Origin of the sequence: Paractinoplanes bogorensis (genome assembly GCF_018829635.1) — a bacterium.
GTDB lineage: Bacteria > Actinomycetota > Actinomycetes > Mycobacteriales > Micromonosporaceae > Actinoplanes > Actinoplanes bogorensis.
Genome location: NZ_JAHKKG010000014.1, coordinates 171,268 through 184,608, shown reverse-complemented (window position 1 = coordinate 184,608; position 13,341 = coordinate 171,268). Strand labels below are relative to the sequence as shown.

General features: G+C 70.0%; 10 protein-coding genes. 6 read left to right on the top strand and 4 right to left on the bottom strand.

Annotation, left to right across the window (positions count from 1 at the left end):
- Together KOI35_RS38145 and KOI35_RS38140 are read right to left on the bottom strand one after the other, a co-directional pair.
- Positions 1–1,848 carry an SCO2524 family protein gene (locus tag KOI35_RS38145; RefSeq protein WP_215793871.1) on the bottom strand — a complete coding sequence of 616 codons (1,848 nt, stop codon included), beginning with the start codon at positions 1,846–1,848 and terminating at the stop codon, positions 1–3.
- A gap of 59 nt (positions 1,849–1,907) precedes the next feature.
- Positions 1,908–2,690 (bottom strand): SCO2525 family SAM-dependent methyltransferase, encoded by a 783-nt coding sequence (locus KOI35_RS38140; protein WP_215793869.1) that lies wholly within the window; start codon positions 2,688–2,690, stop codon positions 1,908–1,910.
- A gap of 312 nt (positions 2,691–3,002) precedes the next feature.
- On the opposite strand from KOI35_RS38140, the gene KOI35_RS38135 reads away from it, so the two are divergent.
- The 6 genes from KOI35_RS38135 (at position 3,003) to KOI35_RS38110 (ending at position 10,248) form a co-directional block, all read left to right on the top strand.
- On the top strand, positions 3,003–4,088 hold the full coding sequence (locus KOI35_RS38135; RefSeq protein WP_215793867.1) for an LLM class flavin-dependent oxidoreductase: 1,086 nt from the start codon (positions 3,003–3,005) through the stop codon (positions 4,086–4,088).
- Positions 4,085–4,675, top strand: coding sequence for an FMN reductase (locus KOI35_RS38130; RefSeq protein WP_215793865.1), 591 nt, complete (start codon positions 4,085–4,087; stop codon positions 4,673–4,675). Before KOI35_RS38135 ends, KOI35_RS38130 begins: the two co-directional genes overlap by 4 nt.
- A 126-nt stretch (positions 4,676–4,801) precedes the next feature.
- The gene (locus KOI35_RS38125; RefSeq protein WP_215793863.1) at positions 4,802–5,368 is read left to right on the top strand and encodes a histidine phosphatase family protein; all 567 of its coding nucleotides are present in this window, start codon (positions 4,802–4,804) and stop codon (positions 5,366–5,368) included.
- 41 nt (positions 5,369–5,409) lie between these two features.
- Positions 5,410–7,203 (top strand): laminin G domain-containing metallophosphoesterase family protein, encoded by a 1,794-nt coding sequence (locus tag KOI35_RS38120; protein WP_215793860.1) that lies wholly within the window; start codon positions 5,410–5,412, stop codon positions 7,201–7,203.
- A gap of 27 nt (positions 7,204–7,230) precedes the next feature.
- Positions 7,231–8,610, top strand: coding sequence for an MFS transporter (locus KOI35_RS38115; RefSeq protein ID WP_215793857.1), 1,380 nt, complete (start codon positions 7,231–7,233; stop codon positions 8,608–8,610).
- Positions 8,611–8,805: 195 nt separating this feature from the next.
- Positions 8,806–10,248 (top strand): GGDEF domain-containing protein, encoded by a 1,443-nt coding sequence (locus tag KOI35_RS38110; RefSeq protein ID WP_215793854.1) that lies wholly within the window; start codon positions 8,806–8,808, stop codon positions 10,246–10,248.
- On the opposite strand, the gene KOI35_RS38105 is transcribed toward KOI35_RS38110, so the two are convergent.
- Positions 10,226–10,885 (bottom strand): FHA domain-containing protein, encoded by a 660-nt coding sequence (locus KOI35_RS38105; RefSeq protein ID WP_215793852.1) that lies wholly within the window; start codon positions 10,883–10,885, stop codon positions 10,226–10,228. The genes KOI35_RS38110 and KOI35_RS38105 overlap by 23 nt on opposite strands.
- 64 nt (positions 10,886–10,949) lie before the next feature.
- Positions 10,950–13,319, bottom strand: a complete 2,370-nt coding sequence (locus KOI35_RS38100; protein ID WP_215793850.1) for a beta-glucosidase family protein — start codon at positions 13,317–13,319, stop codon at positions 10,950–10,952.
- Positions 13,320–13,341 lie beyond the last annotated feature (22 nt).

The following is a 13,341-nucleotide window of genomic DNA, read 5'->3' as shown; positions in this document are numbered from 1 at the left end:
TCACGTCACCCCGCTGTCGGCCTTGCGGGCCGCGGAGAGCCGGTCGAGCTTGCGCAGCACCTCCTCGGTCACGGCGACGGCGACACCGGGCCGCTCGCGCCGCACCGTCCGGGCCCGGCGCAGCTCGGTGCCGATCCGTTCCAGCTCGATCCGCAACGTCTCGCCGCGCGTCGTGGTGCCGTTGAGCAGCTCGCGGCTGTAGAGGTGGTCGGCCTCGTTGAGCAGGTCGGCCGCGATCTCGGTCAGCAGCGTGCTGCGCTGCGGGGCGTCGCCGATCAGCCGGGCCGCGGCCACCAGGCAGTCGATCACCCGCTTCGTGTAGTACCAGGACACTTCGTGCTGGTCGTCGGCGAGGTATTTGTAGACGCCGGCCGGCCGGTCCCACAGGCCGTGGTCGTCGCCCTCGCGCAGCGCCCGCTGCTCGAGGTGCTCCCAGACCTCGTCGGCCAGGTCGAGCAGGCCGGTGCGGATCGGGCCGCCCTCGAGCATGCCCGCAAGCGTGAAGGACCGCCGCAGCAGCGTCGGCGAGATGTCGCCGACCGTCCAGGCCAGCCGGGGACCGCCGACGTCCTCGCTGCCCTCCAGTGCGAAGCGCAGACCCGGGTGGTGCACCCGGATCGCGGTCTCGGGCACGGTCGACCGGTTGGTGATGCGGCTGCGCCGGGCGATCTGCTCGAGCACGCCGGCCACCCGGCGCAGTTCGGTGTTCGACACCCGGACGGCCTGCATGTCCTGGATGACCATGCCGCCGACCAGGAGGCTGAAGTAGTCGAACTCGACGCCGTCGGTGGTGCGCCAGGGCAGGTCTTCGAGAGGCCAGCCGCCGGACCCGAACGTCGCGATCGTCGCCCAGTAGGAGCGGGTCAGTTCGAAGCGCAGCTGCAGCGACTGCGCGAGACGGGCCTGCTCGGTGTCGAGCAGGCCGAGCAGCCGGGTGCGTTCCGACGAGAGCGCCTGGATGGCGTCCACGGCCACGGTGGTGAAGTACAGATAGGGCGCGTTCTGGGCGGTGCCCTCCCGCTGCTCCCCGATCGAGGCGGTCGTCTCGATCCTCGGGGCGTTGCGCACCAGACCCCAGGACCAGCCGCACTCGAACAGCTTGTTGGGATTCTCCAGCTCGTTGTCCTCGGCGGCGCCGGAACCGATGGTGACCTCGTCGCGCAGACGGGCGTTGATCTCGCGCAGCGCCTCGCGCAGATCTTCGACCACCTGACTCGACGGTCGGCGCTCCTGGTTGACCGTGCGCAGCAGCTCGACGCCGGGCTCGCTCTCGGCGGTGAAGACGTTGACCGCGAAGCTCCGCAGCAGCCCGGCCATGGCCGCCGAGAGCCGGACGTTGGCCGCCCGCTCCAGTTCGTCGACCTGCCGGAGCAGAACCGGCCGGGTCACCAGCTGCCGGAAGGTCTTGGTGAAACCGATCGTGGCCAGCATCAGCGAGATCGAGATGGAGAACGAGTCGACCACGTCGAGCTCGTACTGGTCCTGCTTGATCTCGGCGCCGTCCTCCTCGGGGGAGAAATAGGAGCCACCGGAGAAGACCGGGGTGCCGTCGGCGTCGGTGTACCGGTCGAGGTAGGCCTGCAGCGCCTTGAGCAGACGCTGGGGAATCTGGAGGTTGTCACCGATCGGCTTGAGCGTGTCGAGCACGTCGTTGGCGATCGCGTCAGGGCGGTCCAGACGGAAGAGCGGGATCTCGGTCGCCGGAGCCATGATGCACAGCAACTGCTCGGCGTCGCTGATCGAGTTGCTGCCGTTGCGCCCGCCCGGGACCCATTGGCTGTCGTGATAGGACACCCGCGCCGTCGCGCGCCAGATCTCCAGAAGTTGTTGACGTGGCTGGATCTGCATTTCTGCGCCGTCACCTACCCGTCCGTGGGCCTGTGTGCCGCTTGCTCTGATGTGGAGGGCTACTTCTTCCGTCCGGTGGCGACCATCATGCCGCCGTACCCCTCGCGAAGGTCGTTGCTCTCCACCAGTTCAATGTGAAGGTTGCGCGCAACCGGGGCAAGGGCCCGGGCCACCTCGACCTCGGTGATCGAGCAGGCCGGAAAGAACTGGTTGCCGACCAGATAGCCGGACGAGTCACGCATGAAGGCGGCGGCGAACGGGGCGTTACGGTGCAGCGAGTTGACGAACAGGCGGGCGGCCCGCTCGAACTCGTCGATCCGGGTGGTGATCGACTCGGCCACGAAGAACATCGTGCCCATGTCGTACCGGTCCTCTTCCAGGCTGAAGATGTTGCCCCGGGTCACGTCGGCCCGGCTGTGCAGCACGTCGATCGGGTCGCCGATGTTCGCGTACGGAAGCCGGCCGCTCGCGATCGCGTCCCAGAAGTACTTCCAGGAGCCGTTCGGCTCCTCCAGTTCGTGGGACAACCACGCGCGGTTGGTGAAAGCCCGCTCGAAGAGTGTCACCCGGGAGGAGTAGGGCAGCATCGTGAGGGCCGGATAGAGGTTGGTGCCGCTGCCGACGTCGATCGCGCGGCCCAGCCGCTTGGGGATGGCGGTCTGGAAGAAGTTGGCGATGATCTCGATGATGCGGGCGTCGTCGCGCCGGAGCTCGCCGTAGTTGTGCTGGAAGTAGGCCTGCGAGTCGAACTCGTCCCAGTTCACGTCGGCGTTGCCGACCGGCGGAGCCGGCACGGTGCCGGTCCGCGTGAACACGGTTTCCTCGTCGATCTCGTCGGTCACGAGCTTTCCTTCCGGCGTTCAGCAGTCGACACGTCCGGCGGGTACCACAACTCTAAGTTGCGGCCCGGTAACTCCGCATCTTCCAACTGTCCGCCGTTGCAGGGTTGCACATTAGGACACTGATCCTGTCTATAGCGATACGCCTCTCGGGCGCGTTCGGATGACTTTCCGCGCTTTTCGTCCATGTCGCGTGCCGGAAATCTGTCGGCAACGCGGGGTGTGACCCGCGCCGCAGGCAGGATCCTACAATTTTGAAATACTCGGCCGATCGGCAGCGTTGTCGAGGGCAGTCGAGAACAACAGGAGCGGGTCATGCAGTTCGGAATCTTCAGCGTCAGCGACATCACGACCGACCCGACCACCGGGCAGACGCCGTCCGAGGCTGAGCGCATCAAGAACATCGTCACCATCGCCAAGCACGCCGAGGAGGTCGGCCTCGACGTCTTCGCGCTCGGCGAGCACCACAACGAGCCGTTCTTCTCATCCTCGCCGACCACGACGCTCGCCTACATCGCCGCGCAGACGTCGACGCTGCAGCTGTCCACCGCGACCACGCTGATCACCACCAACGACCCGGTGAAGATCGCCGAGGACTTCGCCATGCTGCAGCACCTGTCCGGGGGCCGCGTCGACCTGATGATGGGCCGCGGCAACACCGGGCCGGTCTACCCCTGGTTCGGCAAGGACATCCGGGCCGGCATCCCGCTCGCCGTCGAGAACTACGCCCTGCTGCACAAGCTGTGGCGCGAGCACACCGTCGACTGGCAGGGCAAGTTCCGGACGCCGCTGCAGTCGTTCACCTCGACGCCGCGCCCCCTCGACGAGATCCCGCCGTTCGTCTGGCACGGCTCGATCCGCAGCCCCGAGATCGCCGAGCAGGCCGCCTTCTACGGTGACGGCTTCTTCGCCAACCACATCTTCTGGCCCGCGTCGCACACCCAGCGCATGGTCGCCCTCTACCGCGAGCGTTTCGCCCACTACGGGCACGGCGACCCCGACCAGGCCATCGTCGGCCTCGGCGGCCAGGTCTTCATGCGCAAGAACAGCCAGGACGCGGTGAAGGAGTTCCGGCCCTACTTCGACAACGCTCCCGTGTACGGGCACGGTCCGTCGCTCGAGGACTTCACCCGCGAGACGCCGCTGACCGTCGGCAGCCCGCAGCAGGTCATCGACCGCACGCTGGGCTTCCGCGAGTACGTGGGCGACTACCAGCGTCAGTTGTTCCTGCTCGACCACGCGGGACTGCCGGTCAAGACCGTGCTCGAGCAGCTGGACCTGCTCGGGTCGGAGGTCGTCCCCGTACTGCGGAAGGAATTCGACTCGCTGAAGCCGGCGCACGTGCCGGACGCGCCCACTCACGCCTCGATGCTCGCCGCTCGCCAGGAGGTCGCCGCATGACCCGCAATCTGGTTGTCGTCTCCGCCGGTCTGAGCCAGCCGTCGTCCACGCGGCTGCTGGCCGACCAGCTGGCCGCCGCCGTGACCGCCGAAGGCGACTTCACCGTCACGGTGATCGAGCTCCGCGACCTGGCTCACGACATTGCCAACCATCTGCTGACCGGGTTCCCGCCGGGGCCGCTCAAGGAAGCCCTGGACGCGGTGGCGGGCGCGGACGGGCTGATCGCGGTGACGCCGATCTTCACGGCCAGCTACAGCGGACTGTTCAAGTCGTTCTTCGACGTGGTCGACAAGGAAGCGCTGGTCGACAAGCCGGTGCTGATCGCGGCCACGGCGGGGACGGCGCGGCACTCGCTGGCGCTGGAGCATGCGTTGCGGCCGATGTTCGCCTATCTGCACGCGGTGGTGGTGCCGACGGCGGTGTTCGCGGCCAGCGATGACTGGGGTGCGGACTCGGCGGACGGGCTGCTCGGGTCGCGGATCCGGCGGGCGGCGGGGGAGCTGGCGGCCGAGGTGGCGCGGCGGGAGCCGGTTTCGGTGGTGGATCCGTTCGCGCTGACCGTGGATTTCAAGGATCTGCTGGGGTAGTCCGGCCCTGTGGATAACCCGCCGAGCAGGCTTGACAGCGCGTAATGTCTCCACCACTCCCAGGGCGGGTGGGGGAGGCGGTGGCTGCTCAAAAAGCATAAAAAAGCGTGAAAAAGGGGCACAAAAATGGGCGAGATCGTCCTGATTCGGCACGGGCAGACCGAGTGGAGCGCGAACGGCAAGCACACGTCGTACACGGACCTCGATCTGACCGCCGAGGGCGAGCGCCAGGCCCGTGCCGTCGCCGCCCGCATCAAGGACCGCGACTTCGTGGCCGTCATCTCGAGCCCGCGCCGGCGCGCCCTGCGCACCGCCGAGCTGGCCGGGCTGACGGTCACCGAGACCACCGAAGATCTGGCCGAGTGGAACTACGGCGAATACGAGGGCATCACCTCGGCCACGATCCACGAGACGAATCCGGGCTGGTGGCTCTTCCGCGACGGCGCGCCCGGCGGCGAGAGCCCGGAGCAGATCGGCGAGCGCATCGACCGGGTTCTGGCCCATGCCCGCGAGCTGCTCGACCGCGGTGACGTCGCGCTGATCGGGCACGGTCATGCGTTGCGAGTGACCGGGGCCCGCTGGATCGAGATGCCGACCGAGGGCGGCGGGCGTCTCAAGCTGGGCACGGCGACGCTGTCGATCCTCGGCTTCGATCACGGCCGTCCGGCCATCGATACCTGGAACGCCGCCTAGCGTTTGCCCGCTGTTGCGCCACGCCCGACATATTGACGGGCGTGGAACGAAGGAATCTTTTCAAAGCGGCCGCGGCCGCGACTGTGATCACGACGGCCGCCGGAAGCGCGCCGGCCGAAGCCGCGCCGGCCAGGTTCGACGCGGACGACCCGCGGTTCGCGCTCGCCGTGCTGCCCGACACCCAGTATCTGTTCGACGCCGACAGCTCCGACCCGGCGCCGCTCAAGGAGACGTTCGCCTACCTGCTCCAGCAGCGCGCCGACGACAACATCGCCTTCCTGACCCACCTGGGCGACGTCACCGAGCACGGCACCGAGCAGGAGATCGTGCTGGCCGGTCAGACCTTCACGAAGATCGACGGCAAACTCCCGTACAGCGTCCTGGCCGGCAACCACGACATCGACGGCTCCCGGGACGATCAGCGCGGCGACAGCGCGTACCTGCGAACCTTCGGTCCGGACCGGCAGGCCAAGTCCAAGACCTTCCTGGGTACGTCGAAGGACGGCTACAACAGCGCCCACCTGCTCGACGCGGCCGGGCGTCAGTGGCTGATCCTCGCCCTCGACTGGCGCATCTCGGACAGCGGCCTGGAGTGGGCGCGGCAGAAACTGCAGGAGCACAAGAACCCGGCGATCGTCACCACGCACGACCTCGCGTACGCCGATGACTCGGGGAAGGCCTCGCTCTCGGGCAACGGTCAGCGGCTCTGGGACAACCTGATCAAGGACAACGACCAGATCTTCCTGACCCTGAACGGGCACTACTGGCCGCCCGGGCGCACGGTCCTGAAGAACGCCAAGGGCAACGACGTCCACGTCCACATCACCAACTACCAGGACCGCTACTACGGCGGCGCGGCGATGATCCGGCTCTACCACTTCGATCTGGGCCGCAACCGGATCGACGTCGAGACGTTCGCGCCCTGGTTCCTGGCCAAGGACCCGGACAAGCGCACCCCGCTCGAGTCCGAGACGATCGAGCTGACCGGGGACGTCGACCGCTTCAGCCTCGAGTTCGACTTCGACGCCCGGTTCCCTGCGCCCAAGCCCGCGCCCCGTCCGGCCGCCTCCGTGGTCGACCGCCACACCGCCGCGTACTGGCGGTTCGACCAGGCCGGTCTGAGCGTCAGTGACGGCGCCACGATCCGGGACCTGAGCGGCAAGGGCAACCATTTGACCGTACGGCGTCTCGCGAACAGCACCGCCGACACGCTCACGGTGTCCGGGGATCACCACGTCGGCGCCCCGGCCCACGCCAGCCTGCGCTTCGACGGTGGCAAGGGCCCGGACCGGGGCGCGACCCTCCGTACGGCCGACAACGCCCCGATCAACAGCGCGAAGTTCCTCGACGGCTACACGATCGAGGCGTTCGTGAAGCTGCCCGAGCCGTTCGTCGGCGACCACGCGTGGATGGGCATCCTCAGCTGGGAGGGCCGCGCGGGCGACGCCGGGAAGCACAGCGGCTGGTCCGACCTCGAACCCACCTGCAGCCTCAACATCTCGGGCGAGCGCTTCCTGCAGTACGTGCTCTATTCCGAGGTGGGCGACCACAACCCGACCTCGTGGAGCCACGCCCTGCCGACCGGCGTGTGGCAGCACCTGGCGGTGGTCAACGACGGGCAGCGGTCGATCGTCTACGTCAACGGCTCGAAGATCGCGCGCAACCCGACCCAGCCGGCGCAGGGCATCGCCACCGTCGGCCGGCCGTTCGTGATCGGCGCGACCTCGTTCGACCTGAAGTACGGCCAGGGCTTCTACGGCTGGATCGGCGACGTCCGGATCACCGGGCGGGCGCTCCGGCCGGCCCAGTTCCTGCCGGGTGGCCACTACCGCTGACCAGGGTGGCGGGCCGATGATCGCTGCATGGACGGTAAGGCTCGGGGTCTCGCGCTGCTGGTCGCGGGCGCGTTCTTCATGGAGATCCTCGACGCGACGGTGATCGCCCCGGCGGCACCGCACATCGCCGAGGACCTCGGGGTCACCCCGGTCTCCGTCCATGTGGCGATCACGGCCTACCTGCTCACCCTGGCCGTGCTGATCCCGATCAGCGGCTGGCTGACCGAACGCTACGGCGCCCGCCGGGTCTTCGCCGTCGCGCTGATCGTCTTCACGCTGGCCTCGATCGGCTGCGCCGCCGCGCAGAACCTGCCGATGCTGGTCGGGACCAGGGTGCTGCAGGGTGTCGGCGGCGCACTCATGGTCCCGGTCGGGCGGCTGGTGGTCATCCGCACCACGGCCAAGACCGACCTGGTGCGCGCGATCGCCTACCTGACGTGGCCCGCCCTGGCCGCACCGCTGCTCGCGCCTGCGCTCGGGGGCATTCTGAGCACGTACGCAAGCTGGCGTCTGATCTTCCTGATCAACGTGCCGCTCGGCGTGGCCGCGCTGGTGCTGGCCCGCAGGCTGGTCCCGGACATGCGCGCCGACGAGCCCCGCCCGCTCGACCGGCGCGGCTTCCTGATGATCGCGGCCGGGACGGCGGCCCTGGTGGCCGGGCTCGAGACGGTGGCCGGGCCGCATCCGCCCTGGCCGGTGGCGATCGCCCTGCTCGTGTTTGCCGGGGTCACGCTGGGCGCCGCCACTTTCCACCTGCTGCGGGCCCCTCAGCCGCTGGTCGACCTGAGCATTTTGCGCGTACGCACCTACCGCGCGACGGCCCTCGGCGGTTCCCTGTTCCGCGCGGTCATCACGGCGATCCCGTTCCTGCTGCCGCTGCTGTTCCAGCTCGTCTTCGGCTGGACCGCGGCCCAGGCCGGCCTGGTGGTGATCGCGTTGTTCGCCGGCAACATCGGCATCAAACCGGCTACCACCCCGCTGATGCGCCGCTTCGGCATCCGCACGGTCATGCTCGGCTCGATCGTCGCCTCGGCGGCGTGCCTGGTGGGCATCGCCTTCCTGGGCCCGTCGACCCCACTGCTCCTGATCCTGCTCGTCCTGCTGCTCAGCGGCGTCTTCCGCTCCACCGGCTTCACCACCTACAACACGTCCGCGTTCGCCGACGTCCCCCCGGCCCGGATGACCAGCGCCAACACCCTGATGTCAACGGTCCAGGAATTAGGCGCCGGTTTGGGCGTGGCTCTGGGAGCACTTCTCGTACGCTTCGGCGGCACCTTCACGGACGACGCGCAGACGCCGTTCCGGGTCGCTTTCCTGGCGCTCGCCGTGCTGCTGGCGCTACCCGCCATCGAGGCCTTCCGGCTGCCCCGCACAGCAGGAAACGTCGTCGCCGGCCGCGCATCCTAGGCCGTCCCGCTGCACCCATCGGCGCTGTCCACAGGCACGGCTTATCCACAGCGCGGGCGGATCCGGCCCGCCAAGATCAGCACAAATCGTCACACTGGCGTGGCGGGGGTCCCCCCAGGGAGGGCGGGCCGCTGTTCAGCGATCGGCTTGGGCGGCCGAACAGAGACTGGGGAGTCTCTGCGGTGAGGAGCGGGCGTGCTGGTGGCCTTGTGCGTGGCCTACGCGGTCACCATGGCGGGCATCGTCGTTGCCGCTGCCACCCAGGCCGTACCGGTCGACCACGTCACCGGGCCCGTCATGATCGCGATGGGGATCGTCGCTGTTGTGTGGTCGGTCCGGGCCGCCCGCGACCGGACGCAGGACGCGGCGATCCGCCGTACGTGGTGGATTCTGACGGCCGCGCAGTGTCTTGCCCTCTCGGTGCCGCTGCTCTTCCTCTTTCTGACCGGGGCCCGGCCCTTCCCGCAGCCGGGCGACGCCGCCCACATGGCGTTCGCGCTGACGCTGTTCGTCGCCTTGCAGTCACATCCGCTGCCCGAGGCGACCCGCCGCGAGCGCTGGAAGGCCGTCCTCGACTCGATCACGGTCGCGCTCGGGGCCTCGATGGTGCTCTGGTACATCGTGATCGGGCCGGCCCTGGCTCCGGGCGGGGCGTCGGTGCGGGTGGTGATCGCCGCCGCCGCGTACCCGGTCGTGGATCTTCTGGTGTTGTTCGCCTTTGCCCGGGTGCTGATGCGGGGCACCGACCGGGCCGCCCGGCGCCCGCTGCTGATGCTCGGCACCGGCGTGTTCGCGCTGTTCGTGGGGGACGCCTACCTGGGTTACAGCCAGGCCCACGAGACGCTGGTGGTCCGGACGCCCTGGCAGTTCGCGTGCTGGCTGACCATGCACTGGATGCTGGCGAGCGGCGCCGTCGAGCAGGGCCGCCGGTCGCGTGGGGCCGGCGACGCCGACCTCCGGCGCGGCGGGCTGGCCACCAAGCTGCCCTACATCGCGATCGGCATCGGATACGCGCTGATGGCGGTGGCCACCGTGCGGCAGGGGCAGCTGTTCCCGTGGACCGGGCTGGTGCTCGGCAGCATGGGCATCACCGCGATCGTCGTGGTGCGGCAGATGCTGGCCCAGAACGAGAGCGACGAGGCCGCGTCCACCGACGCGCTGACCGGGATCGCCAACCGGGCCCGCCTGCACCGGGAGCTGGCCTCGGCCCTGTACCGGGCCGGGCGCGCCGGCCGGGCGGTCGGGGTGCTGCTGATCGACCTGAACGGCTTCAAACCGATCAACGACACGCTCGGGCACCAGGCCGGCGACCAGTTGCTGGTGGCGGTGGCCGAGGCGATGCGCCGCGCCGTACGCGGGGACGACCTGGCCGGGCGGCTCGGCGGCGACGAGTTCGCGGTGATCCTGCGCAGCGTGGCCGGCGAGGACGAGGCGGCCGGCGTGGCCCGGCGGATCAGCGAGGCCCTGACACCACTGATCGGGGCCAGCATCGGCGTGGCGGTCAGCGCCCCGGGGGCCGACAGCCCGGACGACGTGCTGCACCGGGCCGACGTGGCCATGTATCACGCGAAGCGCCGGGGCGAGCCGTACGAGCTGTGGCACGACGACCTGGAGGTCAGCCCGCCGAGCGCAGCGTGAGGGTGGTGCCGCCGACCTCGATCGTGTCGCCCGGGCGCAGCTCGACCGTGGCCACCGGGTGGCCGTTGACCCGGGTGCCGTTGTGCGAGGCCAGGTCGGTCAGGCTGATCCGCTCGTCGGTCACCTCGAGGATCAGGTGGCGGCGGGACACCCCCGGATCGCGCAGCCGCAGGTCGGCCTGACGGTCGCGGCCGAGCACGGTGATGCCCCGGGCCAGCGGCCAGGCCTGCCCCTCGGCGGTGACCAGCGTGGCCAGCGCCTCGTGGCCGCCCGCGGCCGGGGCGGGCGGGTCGGGTTCGAGCAGCGCGGCCACCCGGAACGTGCCGGTGTCGAGCCCGTCGGCCAGGAAGATCTCGACCGAGATGTCGCCGTAGACGATCCAGGCCTGCTCGGCGATCAGCGCCGCCTGCCGGATCGCCAGCTCCTGGGCGACCTGCGTGGCGTGCGGGGCCCAGCGGCGGTGGTCGTACTCCGACAGGCCGACCGTGTAGTGGTTGGGCACCAGGGTGCGGCCCCCGGCCAGCAGCGCCTTGCGGGTCTCGGCCTCGCGCCGCATCGCCTCGAGCACGTCTTCCGGGCGCACGGCGGCCTGGAGCTCGATGCCCTCGAGCCCCAGACGTTCGGGCGCTGCGGTCACGGCGTCATCCCCGGCGGTCGTACGTCACGGCAGGTGACGAGTATGCCAGGCGCTGTCGCGACGGTCAGGAAACTGTCGCGCGGATGTCGCCCAGACCTCGCGCGACCAGGAACTCCCCGCCGTCGGCGAGCCGCGCCGCCCAGGAATGTGACTCCACGTCCCAGCGTCGCCACAGCCTGCGGTCGGTGTGCACGGTCACCCGGGCCGACTTGCCGGGCTCGACCGTGACCGACGTCCACCCCACCAGCCGTACGGGCTCATCCCGCTCGACCGGCCGCAGATAGACCTGCACCACCTCGCGGCTCACCCGGCGCCCGACGTTGCGGACGGTGACGGTGATCGATGGCGCGTCTCCGGTCACCAGACGCACGTCCGAATACTCCCACTCGCCGTACCCGAGCCCGTGGCCCAGCCAGAACGCCGGTTCGGGCGCGCGCGCCGCCGCATGACCGCGATAACCCACAAACGTCTTTTCCCCGTACGCCACCTGGCCGCCGACCGGGGTCACCGACCAGGCCGGGGATGCCCCGTCGGCGGACGGGAACGTGGTCACCAGCCGGCCGGCCGGCTCGATGTCGCCGAGCAGGGCCGCCGCCACGGCGTGGCCGCCCTCCTGACCGGGCAGTCCGGCCCAGAGCACGGCGTCGACCCGGTCCAGCCACGGCATCAGCACCGGGGTGGCCGCGTTGACGACCACCACCGTCCGGCGGGCCGCCCCGGCCACCGCCTCGACCAGTTGGTCCTGGGCGCCGGGCAGCTCGAGCGTGCTCTTGTCGACCGACTCCGTCTCCTGCTCCTCGGTCAGCCCCACGACCACCACGGCGACGTCGGCACCGGCCACCGCCCGTACGGCGTCGTCGATCACGTCGACCGTCTCGCGGGTCGCCGCGTGGCCGATGAGCCCGTAGAGGCCCATCCCGTCGACCGTCACCGTGGCCTCGAAGCGCCCGGGGGCGGCGTCCGGCGTGAAGGTGCGTACCGGGGGAGTGAGCACCTCCTCGCCGATGCCGGTGCCCGCCGCGACCAGCTCGAACTCCTCGCCGCCGGTGACCGTCCACCGGCCGATGCCCAGCACGCCGAGCTCGGCCGGGCCGTCGGCGTGCACGTCGGCGACCAGCCGCGCCGTGGCCACCGTGCCGGTGAAGTCGTCGTCCATCCCGATCATGGTCTTGGCCTGGGCGCAGAACCGCCGTTCGAGCTCGTTCCCGGCGGCGTCGAGCAGGATCACGTCGATGCCGGGCGCACCGGTCGACGGCGCGGTCAGGAACCCGCCGCGGGCCGGCACCGGCCGGGTCCGCACGCTCACACCGTCGACCACCGTGACCTGCCCGGCGCCGAGCTGCTCGACCAGGCCCTCGGCCACGCTGACCTGGTAGGGCGGGTTCACGCCGGCCGACCCGCCGCCCATGTCGATCGTCTCGAGCGCGTGCCGCCCGATCAGCGCCACGGCCGCCGAGCGGTCCAGCGGCAGGAGGTCGTGGTCGTTCTTGAGGACCGTCATGCCGCGCGCGGCGAGCTCGGTGAGCTGCTGACGGCGTACGGGGGAATCGGGTTTGGGAAGGTCGGACGGCCAGGCGCGCGCCTCGCCCAGGGCGCCCACCCGCTCGGCCAGGCGCAGCAGGCGGATGACGTGGTCGTCGATCGTGGACTCTTCGACCTCGCCCGACTCGACCGCGGCCACCAGCGCGTCGCCCCACGGACCGCCCGGCCCGGGCATGACCAGGTCGAGACCGCCGTTCGCGGCCGGGCCGGCGGTCTTGGTGGCGAACCAGTCCGACATGATCAGGCCGTCGTAGCCCCAGGCGCCCTTGACGATCTCGTTGTTGACGTACTGCTGCTCGGTCGCGGCCACGCCGTTGACGTCGTTGTAGGCCGCCATGATCGACCACGCGTCGGCCGCGATCTCGAACGGCAGCAGGTACAGCTCGTGCAGCGTCTTCTCGTCGACGACCGAGTTCATGAAGTTGCGCTCGGTCTCGGACTCGTTGGCGACCAGGTGCTTGAGACACGCCGCGACACCACTGTCCTGAAGACCGCGCACGTACGCGGCGGCCAGCTTGCCGGTGAGCAGCGGGTCTTCCGAGTACGCCTCGAACAGCCGGCCGCCCAGCGGGGAGCGGTGCAGGTTGATCGTCGGGCCGAGCACGACGTGGATCCGCTGGGCCATCGCTTCCTCGGCGAGCAGCCGGCCGACCTCGTATGCGGTCGCGTCGTCCCAGGTCGAGGCGAGCAGGGTCGCGTTCGGGAACAGGGTCACCACCCGGCCACCGATGAACTTCAGCCCGCGTACGCCCGTGGGCCCGTCGGAGAAGCGCATCTCGTGCAGCCCGATCGACGGGTCGTCGGCCAGGGTGAACGCCGTGGCCCCGGTGAGCAGGCGCACCTTGGCCGGCAGGTCGAGCGACTTGACCAGAGCGGCGAGATCGGTCGTCATGCCTTCATGCTTACACGATTTC